The organism is Chondromyces crocatus, assembly GCF_001189295.1.
GTDB lineage: Bacteria > Myxococcota_A > Polyangia > Polyangiales > Polyangiaceae > Chondromyces > Chondromyces crocatus.
In genome coordinates this window covers 10,750,589-10,769,128 of the sequence record NZ_CP012159.1, presented here as the reverse complement: position 1 = coordinate 10,769,128, position 18,540 = coordinate 10,750,589, and the positions used below count along the sequence as shown (strand labels likewise).

Here is an 18,540-nt window from a genome sequence, read left to right as displayed (position 1 = left end):
GCACGTCGGCGCAGGGCACGAGAGCTGCGTGGTGACGTGAGCGGTCCTCGAACGGGCCCCGGTCGGGGCTCTGCGGGTCGGGGCGAATGGACGAATCGAGGCGCAGGCGTTGTCGTTTGCCTCGGGCTTGGCCACCGCCGACGCGAGGCGCAGGCGTTGTCTTCTCGTCAGCCTCGGTCCTGGATCACCGTGAGGCATCGTCGCTCCACGTCCCCTGCTGCGCCAGATAACGTGCTCGGCGCTGACGTCGGACCGTGGCGCGACCTGGCGAGCCCCTTTCAGAGGCAGCAGAAGGTGGTCGGGCCTTCGGCGTCGACCCTGCCGGTCGGGCTCCCACCGCGCGGGGTGCAGGCGCCAGGTTCGTCGAGGGTCCAGCTCAGCGAGAGGCTGCTCAGTCCACCGGGGAGCACCTGGCCCGAGCACTGAGGCTCGTCGAGGTTCACGATGACGTTCGACACGAAGTCATCGCATCCCGGCGCGCTGAAGGCCGTGAGGACTCCTTCGCAGGCACTGACCGCAGGCGCTTCGCACGTGCAGGAGGAGCACGCGAGGGATCCAGCGATCCCATCGAAGAACACGCGCCGCTTCGAATAGCCGGCAGGGCAAGTGGGCTCATCTCCGCGGGTATAGACACACTGGCGAAAGTCCCCTTCGGCCTGGGGCGCGCACCACTGCACGCCGTCGTGACAGGTGCGCGGGATACGCTTTCTCTCGCAGGCCATCGCGTGGAAGTCCCAGGCGAAGGCGTCCGACGCAGGCACCATCCCGAGGTTGGGCTTGCAGGCGCCCAGGCGCGTCTCCGACGCGACGAGCAAGGTCAGGTCGGCTTCGGCGACGGCGGGCACGTCCAGGCACGCACCATCCCAGGTCTCAGGAATGGGCAGGTGCAGATCGTCGTCGCTCGGCCCATCAGCGGTGCAGATGGGCTGGTCGCGCGCAGCCACGGCGCTCGGGGGCATGCACGTGATGGGGCCGCAGGAGCAAGAAGGGCACCCCCGCTCGATCTTGAGGCCGTCATACCCATGGTACATGCGCGTCGGCGCGTGCTCCGGGCACGGCGGTGGTTCCAGTTCTCGCCGCCCCGCCCACAGGAGCACGGGACCCACCCAGCCGAACAGCGTCTCTGGTACGCACTCGCCCTTGGCCTCGATGCAGGGATGACAGGGGTCGTCGCACGTCTCGCAGGGTTCAGGACAGGGTTAGATCATGACCCGCCCTGTCTTGCAGGCCGCCGGGAGCAACGTGATGAACGCCGCGAGGGCGATCAGGGCGGACCACGTCGCGCTCCTCGATCGCGTCGCTCTGCTGCGGTGCATCTCCCGGCCGCTCATCTCGCCTCCGCACAGCAGAACGTCGTCTGCTCGTTCGCCCACACCTCACCGGTCGGGTCGCTTCCGGCGGGCTCACAGCGGCCAGGCTGCTGCCCGTACCACATCGCGTCCATGCTCCCGATGCGGAGGCTCATGGTGCCCGCTGCGGAGCCGGTACAGGGCGAGTGGTCGAGGTCCATGGCCCACCCGCCCCATTGTCCCGGCGTCATGTCGCATCCGGGGCGCATGAACACACGGGCCTGCGCGATGCAGCTCGCGTCCGTCGCTTCCCCGCACGTACACGCCGTGCAGGTCAGCGACGTCTCGATCTCGCGGTAGAACACCCGTCGCTCGGGATGATCGGCCGGGCAAGGCCCCGGCTCTCCTTGTCGCCACAAGCACTCCTTGAACCCGTCTGGCGGAAGCGACGCTTCCGGTGGCTGCTCGTCTTCGGGAGCGACTTTTCCGGCACCGCATGCGCGCGCTTGCGTCTCCCAGACTGGCTCCGCCACCACGGGTTCGGGCCCGGTGATGGGCGAGCACGGGCTCAGCGTCGTGCTCAGGAGCTGGACCGACTTGAAGGTGTGCGGGGGGATCATCTCACCGGTCACGCACGAGCCATCCCAGGGATCGGGCGCGGGATACCGAATGAACTGCGGGTCGGGCACGTCATGCGCGTTGCACATGTGCTCGTTCCACACGATCAGGCCTGCGGGCAGCTTGCATGCGGCAGGGCCGCAGGAGCACGACGGGCACTGCTGCTTTGCGGACAGGCCGTCGACGCCCTCGAACACCACCTCGGGGGCCCAGGCAGGGCAGCCTGGCGCAGGCGCGTCGGCGTCACCCCACCAGAGCAGCACGGGAGGCTCCCATCCGAGCGCGTCCTCGTCGTCGCAGCGCCCGTCACGGCAGGGGTCGCAGGCGCCCGGGCAGCAAGGGTCTTCGCAGGTGGCGCTCTGCTCGTCGACATGACCGCACGTCACCAGGGCGACGAGGCAGCCCAGGCTCGCCAGGAGCTGAAGTGATTTCGGTGTCACAGAGTGTGAGTATTCGTGCGCTGCGCCCGGTGCGGTCAAGGTGATCGGGGCTGAATCGGTGAAAAGGAGCGCGGATGGCCTGTGCGGAAAGTGGAATCGGTATTCGAGGATGTTTTTGGTAGGTAGTTCCCGTCCCGAAACGCGGCAAGCCTTGATCCGTAGGAGTGAGCGGGTTCCGACGTGACGTATCTCTCCGGGAGAGAGGCGACTCAGCGCGATTCCGGGGGCGAATGCTTCTGCGAAATGCGAGGAACGAGGAGAGAAGAGCGGGAGAGCATCAGGAAGATAGCCATCGCGGCATGGTCAACTTCCAAGAGAAGGGCGTGAGGAGGAAAAACCGGCGAGCTGTCCGCAATTTTGTTTGTCGGAGGGACCGTGTTCACGGCGGTCCCCTGCACCGTCAGGGAGGACGGCGCTCCGATGCGCAAGAGCTTTGACCGACAGCGACCCCTCACGCACCTGTGGCTCGACCATCCCCAAGCCAAGCACCTGGAGCACATGGCGCAGCTTCTGGACGCGCTGCCCGAGGCCACGGAGCTCGCGTTTGGGGACCTCGTCGCAGCTGGCGTCGACCCTCACCTGGGGCGGCAGGGCATGAGCGCCGAGCAAGTGCTCCGCGTGCTCATTCTCAAGCAGATGCAGGATTTCAGCTATGAGGAGCTGGAGTTCCATCTGGCTGACTCGGCCACCTACCGAGCCTTCTGTGGATTGGGGATCGCAGACACGGCGCCGAGCAAATCGACGTTGCAACGAAACATCAAGGTGATTTCCGAGCAGACCCTGGAGGCCATCCATCGGATGGTCGTCGCCTGCGCCAAGCGTGAGGGGGTCGACAACGGAAAGCGCGTTCGTGTCGATTCGACTGTCATCAACGCAGCCATTCATCCTCCGACCGACTCATCGCTGCTGAAAGATAGCGTTCGCGTTCTGACGCGACTGCTGAGCCGCGCCCGTCGGTGGACGAAGAAGAAGTCGACCGACCACCGTCGACGGGCCAAGCGTCGTGCGCTCGGGATTACGCATGCCAGGTCAGCAGAGCAGCGGCTGCCGCTGTACCGGGATCTCATCGCCGTGACCAAGAAGACGCTCCGCGCTGCGCGGGTCGCGTCGAGCATCTTGCCCAGGGTGCAAGCCGGCAAGGAGCAAGCCGAGGTGGACAGGTTGGTGGAGCAGCTGCGGTATCACGTCTTGGCGGCTGAGCGCGTGCTCGACCAGGCAGAGCGTCGGGTGCTGAGGGGGCAATCCGTTCCAGCGCAGCAGAAGGTGGTCTCTATCTTCGAGCCACACGTCGATGTGATCGTCAAAGATCACCGCGAGACACTGTATGGGCACAAGGTGTTCTTCTCGGCTGGCGCATCGGGGCTGGTCGTCGATGTCGTTGTCCCCCGAGGCAATCCAGCTGATTCCGCCATGGCCACGACGATGATGACGCGGCATGTCGAGATCTGCGGCGAGCCGCCGAAGCAGGCGGCGTTCGATGGCGGGTTTGCTTCCCAGTCCAATCTCGACGCGCTCAAGGGCCTCGGTATCCGCGACGTCGCTTTCAGCAAGCGCCGTGGGCTCGACGTCATGGAGATGGTCAAGAGCCCGCGCATCTACCGCGCACTACGCAACTTCAGGGCGGGCATCGAGGGCATCATCTCGTACCTCAAGCGCGCCTTCGGTCTGGCTCGCTGTGACTGGCGCACGCTCGCGTCCTTCAGAGCGTACGTCATGGCCTCCGTGATCGCGGCGAACCTGCTGACCATTGCGCTCGGCGTCGCGCGTTAGCCGTTGATTCGCTCCGATGCCGTGAGAGGACCCCGTAAGCACGGGGCGGCTGGAGGCGTGCGCCCTTGATGCGTGCCAATTGTTGAAAAGCACTCGAGAGGCGTCGTAGATGGCCCGCCAACGGCTTCAGGATCACTCGCTGAGCCTGCGGTAGGTAGCTCGCTTCTCTACTGGAGACTGACTTCTGGGACGGGAACTAGGTAAGAAAGGCGTCGTTTGCGCAATGGCCGATGAGCGTTCGGCCGTCTCGTAGAAGTGACAGAGGACGTGAGAGAGGAAAGATTGAGAGCAGCAGGGCAATGAGCCCCGGGAGCATGTCGCCGGCGGTTGTGTCTGCGAAGGCGTGCGGCCAGACGTCGCGGCTGGCGTGTCGTTCAATGACGAGGAGTACGGTATGACCCTCGATGACATGCGCGGTCTGCGCGACCGCGTTCTGCATGGAGCTGAGCGCTGGCGTCTTCCGTGGGGAGTTCACCCATCCGGGACGTGACGCTCACGAGGAGCCGCCTCCTCCAGGCAGGCGCGCGCCGCTTCGATGGCGGCACGCATGCCAGCTTCCGATCGCTCGAAGAGCTCCTCGGACGAGCCGCCCCCTCTGGACATGGTGAGCTTCACGGGGGCCTCCTGAAGCCCCCACGCGATCTCGATGTGCGGCTCACCCCTCGCGACGATCTTGGAGATGAGGGGCTCGCGGCCCTCGAAGAAGGGACACCAGCCAGGGGAGGTCTCGCCCGTGTAGAAGCCGCTCTCCGGGTCGAAGGGTCGCTCTCGGGTCTCCTGGACGAGCAGCTGGAAGAGCGGGCTCGCCCTCATGGCCTCGATGGTCGCTTTGCGCGTCTCCATCGCTGCCGTGGTCGCGCGCTGTCGCTCGAATGCCTTCTCGGAGATCCATGCCTTCCGGGGGAGGAGGTCGAGACCTCGTCGCTCGAACACCTGGTAAGAGGCGATCTCTCGCGCTCCATCGCGCGCGCCGTCTTCGGGTGTGACGGTCTGGTAAACCGTGATTCGATTCCCCTGGATGTCCGGGGCTCGTGGGTCTTCATCGAGCCAGACGTCAGCGCCAATGTGAGGCCAGCCTCGCATCGGGTGCGAAAAGTCATACAGGCGATGCTCGTACGGACAGGCCCAGTGGCACCCCATGACGATGAGGGTCTCACTCGCCGCGTGGTAGGCGTACTCCATCCAGCAGAATCCGTGACCGCGCGCCGCGGCTCTGGGGAGGAAGTCCCGTCGTTTTCCGGTTGGAAGGTGAATGACGGTCTGCCCCTGATAATCGGCGCCACACACGAGGAAGGGTCCTTCGGGGTGGTCCTCGATGAACAGCTGCGGGAAAAAGGCGTCGTTGCGATCCACCACGGCGACGGGAGCCGATTCTCCTCGGCGAACCACGGTGCCGCGCGAATATGCCAGATGGGTCGCTCCTCGGTAACAAGCGACCTCCAGGCGATACGCTCCAGAGGGCGACGAGAACGTCTCGACGTCGTCCAGGTTCTCCGGGGTGAGGCTCGCGACGGGGAGGCCATCGAGCCATTCGGCAATGGTCTCCTCGGTCCACTCCTCCCCCGCTGGTCCCAGAATGGAGAGAAGGTCCCTGGGGTCTGGACGATTGGCGACCTGGCGACTGCCCTCGATGGTCCGATAGTCCACCCCTCGGAGGAGCCCCGACGCCAGGTGAAGGAGCCGGGCTCGAGGCCGCGTTCGAGCGACATGCTGTGCCCACAAGGCGGACCGTTCAGGTCGGGTCTCGGGGCGAGGGTTGCCAGCATCGTCCCTGGCGAGGCGCTGAATCTGGCGCTCGACATCGCGTCGAGCAGCGCTGAGGGCCGCCAGACGTTCGCGGAGGCTGCGGAGCGCTGGCTGGTGTTTCATGCGCGACGCTCGTCAGACTATCTGGGAGCGGATGTGGCGTCTCGACGTTGGTCCTCTGCGCTGCGTACCTGTCGTCCAGGCACGGCGTGATCGGCTCGTCCAAGGTGGCGGCCATCGAGATGGCTGCGAGCGACATCCGGGTGAATGCGGTGCTCCCTGGGCCAGCGGACACCGACGGCGGCTCGACGATCCCGTGAGCGCATCCGAAGGTTCGTCGGGTTCCCGTTCAGGGTCGTCGCGCCAGCAGCCGGGCCTCGTGCCTCCCCTCGGAAAGCCAGCCCTCCTCGTACCGCACCACGTCGAGCCCTCCGCGCAGCAGGCCCGGTAGCTCGCCGTCGTCGAGCAGAAAGCGCGCGCTGGGGCGCGGATGCCGCTCCAGGTTGGTGCGCGTGGGGTGCACGATCACGAGCAGCCCGCCTGGGGCCAGCGCCTCCGGGAACGCCGCGAACAGGGATCGCTGCAGGTAATGGAAGCAGAGGATCACGTCCCACGGGCCGGGGGGCAGCGGGGCTTCTTCCAGGTCGAGCGCCAGGGTGTGCAGTCGACCCCGGCGCGCTGCGTCGAGGCCTGACGCTGCGCCGAGGTTCTCGGTGACGTCGGGCCCTGGGGCGGCTCGGGCGATGGTCAAGGCCACCTCGGAGATGTCGACCAGGGTCACGTCGAGTCCCCGTCGTGCCAGCCACAGGGCGTGACGGCCGGCGCCTCCGGCGATGTCGAGGGCACGGCCTCGTGTCGGGAGTTGGGGGGCGAGGGCGGTGATCAGCGCGGAGGGCTCGCCAGGGCCTTCGCCGCGCTCGCGCCAGCGCGCGTCCCAGCGGATTCGGTCGTCGTCCACGGCCGGAGAGGGTGACCCAGGGCACGTGGCGCGTGCAACGGTCGCGCGCGGAGTGACCACGAGGGGCGCGCGTGGTGCGACCGCGAACGCGGCGCACGAGGGGCCGGAGACGAGGGGCGGAGGGGATGAAAAGCTGCGCTGGATCTGCGGTGCAGCGCACGCGTGGGGGGGATGTCACAGCCATTCACAGTTGAGGCGCGCGCTAGCTGGCACGTGCCTTGCTGTCCAGGCTGCCCTGGTGCTGGCTCCGAACCCTCCTCTGCGCGGTCCTCGTGCTTGCGTTGAATGGGAAAGGGGCGAGGCCGTCGGTCCGGGAGGTGGGCTCCCGGCGAAGAGCAAGAGCATGGGAAGACGAGGTGTGCACGTGCGCGAGGTCGAGATGAGCCGACCCGAGAGGGGCGTCGATGCCTAGTGCCAGACGTCGGAGCACGGCGCGCGTGCAAGCTCGGGGCGGCGCCAGCGAGGTGGTGCAGCCCGCTGGCGCCGGAGCGCAGGCGGTGGTGCCGCGGGTGGCGAGTGGGGTGCCGCGGCTCGACAGCATCTTGCGCGGAGGGTTCCTGCGCGGCGGGATGTACAGCGTCATGGGGCCGCCAGGGTCGGGCAAGACGCTGCTCGGCAACCAGCTGTGCTTCCACCACGCCGGGGTCGAGGGGCGGCGCGCGATCTACGTCACGCTGCTGGCGGAGTCGCACGCGCGGATGATCTTGCACATCCGGTCGATGCGCTTCTTCCGGCCGGAGCTGGTGGGGCAAGCGATCCAGTACGTGAGCGCCTTCGCGGTGCTGGAGCAGCAGGGGCTCGGGGGGCTGCAGGAGCTTCTGCGGCGCTCGATCCGGGAGCAGGGGGCGACGGTCGTGGTGATCGATGGGCTCCAGGCGGTCCAGACGTATGCGGAGTCGCCGCTCGCGTTCCAGAAGTTCCTGCGGGAGCTGCAGGCGTATGCGGGGCTGCTCGACTGCACGGTGCTGCTGCTGACACCGACGACCGCGGCGCAGGCGCACGCGGAGAACGCGATGGTGGACGGGGTGCTGGAGCTGAGCCACGGGCTCTTCGGGGCGCGCGCGGTCCGGGAGCTGACGGTGCACAAGTTCCGGGGGAGCGAGTGCTTGCTCGGGCGGCACGAGGTGGAGATCGGGCCGGAGGGGCTCATCATCCACCCGCGCACGGAGGCGCAGTTCGACCGGCCTCCGGCACGGGCGGTGGAGCGCAGGATCCGGATGCCGTTCGGAATCGCGGGGCTCGACGAGATGCTCTGCGGGGGGATCGTGTCGGGGTCGACGACGATGCTCCTCGGCGCGCCAGGGGCGGGCAAGACGCTGCTCGGGCTGCAGTTCCTGGCGCACGGGGCGAGCGAGGGGCAGCCAGGGATGTACTTCGGGTTCTACGAGACGCCGCCGCGGCTCCTGGAGAAGGCGCGGGAGGTGAAGATCGACCTGGAGCGCCACTGCGCGTCGGGGCTCGTGGAGGTGCAGTGGCAGCCGCCGCTGGAACAGCACCTCGACGCGCTGGCCGAGCAGTTGATCGAGCGGATCCAGGCGCGCAAGGTGGAGCGGCTGCGGGTGTTCATCGACGGGTTCGCGGGGTTCAGGAGCGCGCTGGTGTACCCAGAGCGGCTGCCGCGGTTCTTCGCGGCGCTGACGCACGAGCTCCGGAACCTCGACGTGACCACGGTGTTCGCGGAGGAGGCGGATCTCTGCCGCGCGGAGATCCAGCTCCCGGACGAGGTGCTGGCGGCGGTGGTCGAGAACATCCTCGTGCTTCGGCACGTCGAGGTGGGGTCGCAGCTCCGTCGGTTGCTCTCGATCCGCAAGATGCGTGAGAGCGACTACGAGGCGGCGGCGCGAGAGTTCCGGATCACGGACGGCGGGATCGTGGTGGCGTCGTCGTTCCGGAGCGCGGAGCGCATCCTGGCCGTGCGAGGTGGAATCTCCCGGGCGTCTGGCGGGTTGGACGTGAAGGGCGCGAGGGGAGGGGCATCCGAGCGAAAAAAGCCGAGAGGCATGCGGAAGTCACCCGGAGCGTCCGGGAAGCGTGTAGCAGGGAGGCGGTCATGAAGACGGTCCTCATCGTCGATGACGAGTTCGACATCGCAGACGCGCTGGCCGCCATCTTCGAGGTGGAGGGGTACGCGGTGCGGGTATGCAGCAACGGGCTGGACGCGATGAAGGAGATCGCGCGCAGCTTGCCGGATCTGCTGCTCCTCGACGTGATGATGCCGGTGATGGACGGGCTGGAGGTGCTGAGCCGGCTCCGGAGCGATGATCGGACGAGCGATCTGCCGGTGATCGTGATGAGCGCGGTGAAGCCGAAGCAGGCGAGTGCAGGGGCGCCGTGGCAGCTCTTCCTCCAGAAGCCGTTCAACATCACGGCACTCCTCGTGGCGGTGCAGGGATTGATCGGGAGCCCGGTCGGCGCGGAGCACGCGGAGATGGCCGGAGGGACCTGACGGCGCAGGGGGCCTCGAGGTGCTGGGCAGGACCAACAGGACGGAACGTCTCGACGTCGGTGACCTGCCCCTCAGCGTTCCTGTCCCACCAGCCCGTGGCACTGTGAGGAAGGCAACGGCTGCTCGGTGACAGCGCGACGAAGGATGGGCGTGAGCGTGCGGCCTCGGTGACAGGAGGGACCGTAGGCGACTAAGCTCTGGCCTGATGGATCGCTGCCAGGCGGTTGTGGATCGTGGTCACGCGGTGACGGGGGGAGCGCGTCGATGACGAGCCAGCCGGGGTACGCGGAGTCTCCCATCTCGAGGCGCGCGCAGGAGCGCGTCGGCCACTACCTGCGCGAGAAATGGCGGCTGGAGCGGCTGCTCGGCGTCGGTGGGATGGCGGCGGTGTACCAGGCGACGCATCGCAACGGGATGCGGGGCGCGGTGAAGATGCTGCACCTCGAGTTCTGCGCGAACGAGGAGGTGCGGCAGCGCTTCCTGCGCGAGGGCTACGTGGCGAACCGGGTGGACCACCCGGGCGCGGTGCGGGTGCTCGACGACGACGTGGCGGAGGATGGGTCGGTCTTTCTGGTGATGGAGCTGCTGGAGGGGGCGACGCTGGAGAGCCTGGCGGAGTCGCGACCCTCGAAGCAGCTCGAGGTGGACGAGCTGCTGGCGATGGCGGACGCGCTGCTCGACGTGCTGGTGGTGGCGCACGGCAAGGGGATCGTGCACCGCGACATCAAGCCGGAGAACCTGTTCTACACGCGGTCGCGGGAGCTCAAGGTGCTCGACTTCGGGATCGCGCGGGTGCGCGAGCTGCACTCGGCGGGCAAGACGACGCAGGAGGGGTCGACGATGGGGACCCCGGCGTTCATGCCGCCGGAGCAAGCGCTGGGGAACTGGAGCGAGGTCGACGAGCGCACGGATCTCTGGTCGGTCGGGGCGACGATGTTCACGCTGCTCACGGGGCGGCTGGTGCACGACGGCGACACGATGCAGAAGCTGTTGCTTGCGGCGATGACCAAGCCGGCGCCAGCGCTCGCGCAGGTCGCACCCGGGATGCCGCCCGAGGTGTGCACGGTGATCGATCGGGCGCTCTCGTTCACGCGGGAGCAGCGCTGGCCGGACGCGGCCGCCATGCAGCAGGCGGTGCGGCGCGCGCGCGAGGCGGTGGCGCGGGGGTCGTTCCCGCTGGTGCCGGTGGCGACGGTCGGCTCGATGCCTCCGCTGCAAGAGGTGGCGGTGGGGGCGTCGAGCGGGCACGGCGTGTCGATCGTGGCGATGTCCACGGGGGTGCGTCAGAGCGCGGATGTGACGGGCCCGGTGAAGGCGCTGCGCGGCCGGTGGGGGCTCCCGATCGCGGTGGTCGCTGGCGCGGTGTTCGCGGCGATCGGTGTGTTCGCGTTCCTGGGGATGGGGGCGATGGGGGACGGCGATGAGCGCGGGAGCGCGGGGACCACGGTCTCGGTGGGGCCAGAGGGCGCGGGGGCGGCGGCCGGGCTGCCGGAGAAAACGGCCGTGATCGTGGCGCCGGTGGCTTCGTCCGGGAAGGTGGTCGATCCGGAGGCGGGGGAGGCGGAGACGGCGGGCGCCGAGGCGGCAGGCGCAGAGGCCGCAGGAGCGAAGACGGCAGGCTCGGAGGAGGGCGCGAAGACGGCGGGCTCGGGACGCGAAGGCGCGGAGAGCGTGAGCGGTGCGCGCGGGACGCCCGCGCCGGGGACGACGGCGGGGACGACGGCCCAGGGGACTGCGGCGGCCGGGAAGGGCGCGGTGGGGGGGACTGCGGGCGCGGGCGCGGGCGCAGGCAAGGTGGTCGGTGGCGCGGGGACGGCGAGCGGCGCACAGAGCGGAGGGCGGGCTTCGGGCAACGGAGCCAAGCCCGCGGGGACGTCGGGGTCGACCAGCAAGCCCAAAGTAGGGTTCGATGGGCGGTTCTGAGCGTTCCCGGGAGCGTTTCGTGAGGAGCGGGCGGGCTGCTGGAGGCGAGCGGTCTGCTGGAGGCGAGCGGTCCATGACTGCGGCGCGCCGCAGGCTGCCCGTCGCGCTGCTCGGGGGGGTCTTCGCGCTCGGTGGGTGCGGGCTCGTCCTCGACTGGAGCAGCTACGACGATGGAGGCCAGGGCGCCGCGGCCGCAGGGGGCAGCGGGCAGGGCGGTGATGGGCAGGGAGGCGGCGCAGGCGGCACGCCGTCCTGCGAAGAGGCCTGTCCGGCGGACATGGTGTGCGAGTTCGTTGAAGGGGGAGGCGCGGCCTGCTTCCCTCCGCTCTTCGTTCCCGTGGAGGTTCGCCGGTATGACGGGGCGAGCGAGCGGGGATCCGCCGTCGATACGGCGCGCGTGGTGATCGTGGCGGCGGACGATCACCGGGCGCTGTCGAAGGCCGTGGAGCGCTCCGACCCGGCGCTCGGAGCGGGGATCTACAGGATCCAGGTGCCCGCGCGACGCGACGCGAACGGTAAACCCGTGACGAAGGTGGTCTACGCCGCGGTGCAAGCGGATCGGTTCGAGAACCAGCCCTCGTGGGTGCGGCCGGTGGAGATGGGCAACCTCGCCAAGATGCCGGAGGGGCCCTTCCTGAGCGTCAAGCTCGCGGCGCGCTCCGGGAATTTCGACACGACGGTGCGAGGTCGCGTGAACGGCGCGGGGGTGGCAGGCGCCCTCGTGGTGGCGACGGATCACAACCGGACCGAAGGCGATCCCGGGGCCGCAGGGGCGTGGTCGATCGTGGACGCAGAGGGCGCTTACGTGCTCCACAATCTCCCGCAGGGGACGTTCAAGATCCGCGTGCACGCGGCAGGGGTCTGGGGGCGCGAGGAGACGCTCGACGTGCTGGGCTCCGGCAGCTCCGTGGGCGTGACCCAGGATCTCGAGATCCTCACGGAGCGACCTTTGTTCACGCTGTCGGGGCGACTGACGACGCCGGATGTCGACCCCGCCCCCGACGAGCGTCGGCGCGTCGGGCTGGTGCCGATGAACGTCTTCAACCTGATGGCGGGCGTCGGGCCCGTGGCGCCCGGGTGGCAGGTCCAGGTGGACGGGCAGGGCGCGTTCACGTTCCAGGGGGTCCCCAGCGGCTACTATGCGCTCGTCGCCGGGCTGGAACCGATGGATCGCCTCACGCTCGATCCGCTGGCGGTTTCCGTGATCGCCGTGACGGACGGAGACAAAAATCTCGGTGATGTCCCGCTCCGCGAGGCGATTCGCCTCGAGAAGCCGATCGATGGGGAGCTGGTCACGAGCGGGCCGATCTCGCTCACGTTCGAGACGACCGAAGAGCTCAAGAGCGCGGCGCTCGTGGCGTTCGTGTTCGGTCCAGGGGGGAGGCCCCTTTTCGGGTCGCCCTTCCCGGTGACGGAGGGGGGCGAGGTGGAGGCACAGGCCGGTGGCCTCTTGCCGTACCGGGATTACAGCTATGTCCTCCAGGCGACCTACCTGAATGGAAGCGTCGAGCGGAGCGAGCTTCACCGCGGGTTCTTCCGGACCCCGGGGCAGTGAGCGCGTCGCAGGGCGAGAGCAGGGAGCGATGGCCGGGTTGAAGGGTGTCGGGCGGAGGGAAGCGTCATGATGTCGTCGCGCGCTGGGATGAGCGTCGTCATGCTGGGCGGAGCGCTGGTGCTGGGGGGGTGTGGCCTCGTCCTGGACTGGAGCGGCTACGACGATGGGGCGGGGGGAGCGGGGGCCTCGGCCTCGTCGGGCCTCGGTGGGCAAGGGCACGGTGGGCAGGGGGGAGACGGAAACCAGGGCGGCGGCGCGCCGGTCTGTGAGGAGGCGTGCCCTGCGGACGAGGTCTGCGAGCGGCTCGAGAGCGGTGGCACGGCGTGCTTCCCACCCCTCCACCTGCTCGTGAAGGTGCGCCGGTACGATCAGATCTCCGCGGCTGGCGCGTCGATTCCGCGCGCGCGCGTGGTGATCGTCGACGAGGTGACGGGGCGCGCGCTGACGAGGGCGGTCGAGGAGCCCATCGTGCTGGGGGACGAGAAGGACATCTACCGGGTCGCGGTGCCAGCGACGCGCCGCTCGGACGGGGCGCCCGTCTCGCAGCGCGTCTACCCTGCGGTGCAGGCGGCGGGCTGCACGAACTACCCGACCTGGGTGAGCCCTCCCGTGATTGGCGATCTCGGCAAGCTTCCCGACGAGGGGCTCCTGTCGATCAAGCTGGCCTGCGAGGGGCCCAACTCGGGGGTGTCGCTGGCTGGGAGCATGAAGCAAGGGAGCGTCCCTGGTGCCCTCGTCGTGGCGAATCCGTTGAGCGCCGATCCCAGCACCGTCAGGGCCCGGGCGATGTCGGTCGTCGATGCCGATGGTGCGTTCGTCCTCTACAACCTCCCGCCCGGGGCCATGGAGCTGACGGCCCACGCCGCAGGGGTGACCTTCGAGTCGGTCCCGCTCAACGTCCCCAACTCGGGGAACCTCCCGTCCCAGGACCTCAAGGTCCTCAACAGCACGACGTTCAAGGTGTCGGGGATCGTGGCGGCGCTCGGGGGCACGACCATCGTGGCGCCGACGCTGGCGCTCGTGCCGCAGAGCGCTGCGAACCTGCAGGCAGGGACAGGTCATGTGCCGCCCGGGATGCGGACCTCGATCCCCTCGTCCGACACCTTCACGTTCTCGGACGTCCCCCGAGGTCACTACCGCCTCATCGGTGCTCTGGAGCTGGGCGACGGTGCGGTGATCTGGCGTCGCTTGCAGGACGTCATCGTGGTGGGCGACGCCGACGTGGACGTCGGCACCGTGCCGCTTCTCAAAGAGATTTCGGTGGTGAGCCCCGCCGCCGGGCAGGACGTCCTTCTCGACGCGCCGATCTCGTTCGACGTGGATGAGGTGGGCCTGGTGTCGGCCGAGCTGGTCGTGTTCGGTCCTGGTGGCTCGCTCCTCGACACCGTGCAGCTCACCTTCCAGGCGCAGGGAAGGAGCACCTGGACGCCGAGCAGCGGCCAGCTCAAGAAGTACGATCACTACAGCTACCTCATCCAGGTCGTCGGGCCTGGGGCGCAGATCCTCCGACAGAGCGAGCTTTACCGTGGATTCTTCCGTGTCACGCCTCCTTGATCGCGCGCCGCGCATGACCGAGCCCACCCACCCCATGACCGAGCCCACGCCCTGCAGGAGCGAGCGCGCACGGGAGTCGACGCGCTCACGTCGCGGCCCATTCATCGCGGCAGCGCTGTTCACGGGCCTGTGTCTCGCCACCGTACCGGCGGCGGCGCAGCCGGCCGAGCGCTCCGCGACCACGCGGGATCCCGCGGCTGCCGAGGCCCTGTTCCAGGCGGCGAAGAGCGACGCCGCGAAGGGCGACTGGGACGCGGCGTGCGCGAAGCTGCGGCAGAGCCAGGACCTGGATCCCGCGCCGGGGACGGCGTTCAAGCTGGCGGAGTGCGAGGAGCAGCGCTCGCGGATCGCGACGGCCTGGGCGCTCTACGGCGAGGTGGAGCAGCGTCTGGGGGCCGAGGATCCGCGGCGCGAGCTGGTGCGGGCGCGGATCTCGGCGCTGGAGCCGCGGGTGCCGCACCTGACCCTCCGTGCTGCGGTGGGCGCGCCCGCCGACATGAGTGTGCTGCGCGATGGGGTGCCGCTCTCCAGCAGCGCGCTGGGGCTGTCGCTCCCGATCGATCCCGGGCCGCACACCGTCGTGGTGCGCGCGCCAGGGCGGCCGGAGCGGACGTTCGAGGTCTCGCTGGCAGAGGGCGAGAAGAAGGAGCTGGAGCTCGCTCCCGCGGCGGCGGAAGCGTCGAGCGCGCCAGGCGAGGTCTCCGTCGTGGGAGGTCCAGGGGGGCCCGGAGAGACGCCGGCGTCGGGTGGGTCGAGCGGGCTGCGCACGGCGGGCTTCATCTCGCTCGGGGTGGGCGTGGCCGGGGCGGTGCTCGCCGGGGTGACCGGAGGGATGCTGCTGTCACGCGATGGGCAGCTGAAGGAGGCGTGCCCGGCGCAGCGCTGCACGGCGGAAGGGGTCGAGATCCGCGACGGGAGCGATGGGCTGTTCATCGCCAACTATGTGGGCTGGGGCCTGGGGATCGCGGGCGTGGGCGCCGGGACGGTGATGCTCCTCTTGAGCGGGGGCAAGGCGGCGCCGACCCAGGCCAAGGTGAGCTTCGGGGCCACGCCGCTGCCCGGCGGGGGGGCGGCGTTGATGAGCGGTCGCTTCTGAGCGAGAGTGCGGGGGGCGAAGGGAGAGGGCGGGGGCGGGGGCGGGGACGGGGACGGGCAAGGCAGGAGAGCGGGAAGGCACCGGAGCGCAGCTTCACCAGGCGCAGGAGCGAAGGAGGCAGTCGTGAAGGGAGTCTTCGTGTCGAAATCCTCGGGCGTCCTGCTGAGCGTCGCGCTGTGTGCCGCGCTGTGCGTGGGCGCGTGTTCGTCGGCGGGCGATGCAGGGGGGGACGCCGACTGGCTGGGTGAGGGGGGGACCGGCAACAGCGGGCCCGGGGCGGGCTCTGGGCTCACGGGCGGGATGGGGGCTGCTTCCGGGGGGGGAGGCGACGGTGGGGGCGAGGTCTGCGGTGTCGACGTGTGCCCGGCGCCGCAAGGCGGGGTGACGTTCGACTGCAAGCACCGCTTCCTGTACGGCATCAACTACGCATGGCGCCATTTCGGCGCGGACTTCGGGGGCATCGCCGCGTGGCAGCAGCCCGGCGTCGCGGCGGACCCGGGCGCGCACGCGGCGCGGCTCGCCGACATCCGCGCGCACGGGGGGAGCGTGGTGCGGTGGTGGGTGTTCCCCGATTTCCGCGGGGATGGGGTCACCTTCGACGGGAGCGATCAGCCGACGGGGCTGGGCGCGACGGCCGTGGCCGACCTTCACAAAGCGCTGGAGCTGGCAGCGCAGGAGGACGTGTACCTGATGCCGTGCCTGTTCTCCTTCGATGCGTTCAGGCCCAGCGAGACGGTGGCGGGGATCTGGGTCCCCGGCATCACGCCGATGGTCACCGACGCAGGCCGGCGGGCGATGCTGCTCGAGAACGTGGTGCGTCCTCTCGCGCGGGCGGCGGCGGCGAGCCCGCACCGGGGGCGGCTCATTGCGTGGGACGTGATCAACGAGCCGGAGTGGGCAATGACGGGGACGAGCCCCTACGACGACGAGGACTATGACCCGATGCCCGAGCTGTCGTCGGTGTCGCACGCGCAGATGGAGGCGTTCGTCGCCGGGGTGATCGGGGTGCTGCGCGAGGAGAGCGACGCGCTGATCACGGTGGGTGGTGCGGCGATGAAATGGGCGAAGGCGTGGTCGGCGGTCGATGTCGATTTCTATCAGTTCCACATGTACGACTGGATCGACACCTACTGGCCCTACACGCTGTCGCCTGCCGATTTCGGTGTCGACGACAAGCCCGTGGTCATGGGGGAGTTCCCCTTGCGCGGGCTGAGCGGGGCGTCCTACGGGGCGCTGGTCGAGAGCTGGTACGGCAATGGCTATGCGGGGGCCATGGGCTGGCATTACGACGAGGCGTCGCCGCAGGAGCTTACCGCGATGAAGGCCTTCGCAGACGGGCAGGTCTGCGAGACGCGCTACTGAGGCGGGGTGGTGAGGAGAGCGGAGGCGATCGGGGAGATCGCCAGGGGGGTGATCGGGGAGATCGCCCCCTGCGTCCGCGGTGGCCGCCATGAGTCCTGGTGCGGGTGCCCTCGGGGTGTGTCGCCCCACGGGTCGTGCCATCGAACGAGGACCTCGACTGGAATCTTCGACAGAGACGATGGCTGGGAGGCAGGGGGAGGCGAGCTGGCGCTGGCTTGGGGGTTGCAATGGCTCCGCGAATCCCCTGGGATGGTGACCGCGAGCCCGCGATGGGTCGGCCATGAGGGGTCGGGAGACGAAGATGAAGTCGGCACTGCGCGCAGTACGGTCCCTCGCCCTCGTCGGCGCTGCCCTCTCTGCGATGAACTGTGGGGGCAACCCCGAGGGAGACGATCGAGGTGACCTGGTCGGCGGGCAAGGCGGCGCGCTCGGGAGCCCCGCCTGCTCGGTGACCCATGGGGTGAGCGACGTCTGGTCGACCGGCTTCACCGCCGAGGTGGAGCTCCGTAACGAGGGCACGGGGACCTACGACGGCTGGACGCTGACCTGGACCTATCCGAGCGGGCAGCAGATCGGGAGCCTGTGGAACGGCACCGTCACCCAGCAGGGGGCAGAGGTGTCGATCCAGGATGCGGGGTGGAACCGCAGGATCGCCCCTGGCGACACCGTCTCGGTGGGCTTCAGCGGGACGCTGCAAGGCGGCGCCAACGAGGCACCGACGAACTTCGCGGTGAACGGCGTGGCCTGTAACGGGGGTGGCCCTTCCAGCGGCGTGGGCGGTGCGGGGGGCACAGGGGGCGAGGGCGGCAGCGGCGGAGAGGGCGGTGAGGGGGGCGCAGGAGGCGCTGGCGGCGGACTGGGCGAGCTGGTCTCGCAGGAGCTGTACGAGGCGATGTTCCCGTACCGGAATGCGCTCTACGGCTACGCGGCATGGGTTGCGGCCGCCGAGCGCTTCCCGGCCTTCGCGCGCACCGGGACGCTGGAGCAGCGGAAGCGGGAGGTCGCCGCATTCCTCGCGAACATCGGGCACGAGACCACGGGGGGCTGGCCTTCGGCACCCTCGGGGCCCTACGCCTGGGGGCTCTACTTCACCCAGGAGGTTGGTTGCGAGAATGGGGCCTGCACGGGCTACTGCGAGGCGAGCAATGCGCAGTACCCGTGCGCGCCCGGGAAGACCTACCACGGGCGTGGTCCCATTCAGCTCAGCTACAATTACAACTATGGCCAGGTGGGGGACGCGCTCGGGTTGCCGCTGCTGGCGAACCCCGATCTGGTGACCTCCGACGGTGTCGTCGCTTTCGAGACGGCCGTCTGGTTCTGGATGACGCCCCAATCCCCGAAGCCCTCGGCCCACGCGGTGATGACCGGCGGCTGGACTCCTTCGGCGCAGGACACGGCTCTCGGACGAGCGCCAGGGTTCGGGATGACGGTGAACGTCATCAATGGCGGCATCGAATGCAGCAAGCCGACGCCGCCCCAGGTCCAGAGCCGGCTCGGATTCTACGAGCGATTCACGGGGCTGATCGGTGTGAGCACCGGGCCGAACCTGACCTGCGAGCAGATGACCCACTATTGATGAGTCGCTTCGAGGCGTGTGGCAGCGCGGGCAGTGCGGGCAGTGCGGGCAGCGCGGGTACGCGGGCAGCGCGACGTCGATCATTTCGTCGCACGCTGCTGCTGTGTCCCGTGAGCAGGTGGCCAGCGGTTTCGGTGAGAAGAGCAGGATTCCAACGGCGTTCGCCTGGACAGGAATCGCTGGAAAAAGCTACGTACGAGCATGATC

At 69.2% G+C, this 18,540-nt stretch carries 14 protein-coding genes; 10 read left to right on the top strand and 4 right to left on the bottom strand.

Translation table 11 applies throughout. The annotated features are described in order from the left end of the window. Window positions 1–278: 278 nt before the first annotated feature. Both CMC5_RS39075 and CMC5_RS39070 read right to left on the bottom strand, forming a co-directional pair. Complete coding sequence (locus CMC5_RS39075) at window positions 279–1,031, bottom strand: hypothetical protein (RefSeq protein ID WP_050435173.1); 753 nt, start codon at window positions 1,029–1,031, stop codon at window positions 279–281. 296 nt (window positions 1,032–1,327) lie between these two features. Next, on the bottom strand, window positions 1,328–2,347 hold the full coding sequence (locus CMC5_RS39070; RefSeq protein ID WP_050435172.1) for a hypothetical protein: 1,020 nt from the start codon (window positions 2,345–2,347) through the stop codon (window positions 1,328–1,330). Window positions 2,348–2,767: 420 nt separating this feature from the next. Here CMC5_RS39070 and CMC5_RS39065 point away from each other — a divergent pair, with 420 nt between their 5' ends. Next, a complete protein-coding gene (locus CMC5_RS39065) occupies window positions 2,768–4,117 on the top strand; it encodes an ISNCY-like element ISChcr1 family transposase (protein ID WP_063796744.1) in 1,350 nt (449 codons plus the stop codon). A gap of 471 nt (window positions 4,118–4,588) precedes the next feature. On the opposite strand, the gene CMC5_RS39055 is transcribed toward CMC5_RS39065, so the two are convergent. After that, window positions 4,589–5,764 carry a hypothetical protein gene (locus tag CMC5_RS39055; RefSeq protein WP_156339200.1) on the bottom strand — a complete coding sequence of 392 codons (1,176 nt, stop codon included), beginning with the start codon at window positions 5,762–5,764 and terminating at the stop codon, window positions 4,589–4,591. Window positions 5,765–5,970: 206 nt separating this feature from the next. Between CMC5_RS39055 and CMC5_RS48830 the strand changes: the two genes are divergently transcribed. Next, window positions 5,971–6,183: an SDR family oxidoreductase gene (locus CMC5_RS48830; protein ID WP_082363233.1), complete on the top strand. Its 213-nt coding sequence runs from the start codon at window positions 5,971–5,973 to the stop codon at window positions 6,181–6,183. A gap of 29 nt (window positions 6,184–6,212) precedes the next feature. Here CMC5_RS48830 and CMC5_RS39050 read toward each other — a convergent pair whose 3' ends face one another. After that, window positions 6,213–6,821, bottom strand: coding sequence for a class I SAM-dependent methyltransferase (locus CMC5_RS39050; protein ID WP_050435168.1), 609 nt, complete (start codon window positions 6,819–6,821; stop codon window positions 6,213–6,215). Window positions 6,822–7,258: 437 nt separating this feature from the next. Between CMC5_RS39050 and CMC5_RS39045 the strand changes: the two genes are divergently transcribed. The 8 genes from CMC5_RS39045 to CMC5_RS48825 all read left to right on the top strand — a co-directional run bounded on the left by CMC5_RS39045 (window position 7,259) and on the right by CMC5_RS48825 (window position 18,333). After that, window positions 7,259–8,875: a DUF7125 family protein gene (locus CMC5_RS39045; RefSeq protein ID WP_245678123.1), complete on the top strand. Its 1,617-nt coding sequence runs from the start codon at window positions 7,259–7,261 to the stop codon at window positions 8,873–8,875. Continuing rightward, window positions 8,872–9,267, top strand: coding sequence for a response regulator (locus CMC5_RS39040; RefSeq protein ID WP_050435167.1), 396 nt, complete (start codon window positions 8,872–8,874; stop codon window positions 9,265–9,267). The genes CMC5_RS39045 and CMC5_RS39040 overlap by 4 nt, the downstream gene beginning before the upstream one ends. A gap of 264 nt (window positions 9,268–9,531) precedes the next feature. Next, window positions 9,532–11,190 (top strand): serine/threonine-protein kinase, encoded by a 1,659-nt coding sequence (locus CMC5_RS48260; RefSeq protein ID WP_050435166.1) that lies wholly within the window; start codon window positions 9,532–9,534, stop codon window positions 11,188–11,190. A gap of 73 nt (window positions 11,191–11,263) precedes the next feature. Then, entirely contained in the window at window positions 11,264–12,745 is a 1,482-nt protein-coding gene (locus tag CMC5_RS39030) for a carboxypeptidase-like regulatory domain-containing protein (protein ID WP_050435165.1), read from the top strand. Window positions 12,746–12,811: 66 nt separating this feature from the next. Continuing rightward, window positions 12,812–14,299, top strand: coding sequence for a carboxypeptidase-like regulatory domain-containing protein (locus CMC5_RS39025; protein ID WP_050435164.1), 1,488 nt, complete (start codon window positions 12,812–12,814; stop codon window positions 14,297–14,299). After that, the gene (locus CMC5_RS39020) at window positions 14,283–15,395 is read left to right on the top strand and encodes a hypothetical protein (RefSeq protein WP_156339199.1); all 1,113 of its coding nucleotides are present in this window, start codon (window positions 14,283–14,285) and stop codon (window positions 15,393–15,395) included. Before CMC5_RS39025 ends, CMC5_RS39020 begins: the two co-directional genes overlap by 17 nt. 123 nt (window positions 15,396–15,518) lie before the next feature. Continuing rightward, a complete protein-coding gene (locus CMC5_RS39015; RefSeq protein WP_245678121.1) occupies window positions 15,519–16,757 on the top strand; it encodes a glycoside hydrolase 5 family protein in 1,239 nt (412 codons plus the stop codon). A gap of 280 nt (window positions 16,758–17,037) precedes the next feature. Further along, the gene (locus CMC5_RS48825; protein ID WP_218920186.1) at window positions 17,038–18,333 is read left to right on the top strand and encodes a glycoside hydrolase family 19 protein; all 1,296 of its coding nucleotides are present in this window, start codon (window positions 17,038–17,040) and stop codon (window positions 18,331–18,333) included. The last annotated feature ends 207 nt before the right edge of the window (window positions 18,334–18,540 follow it).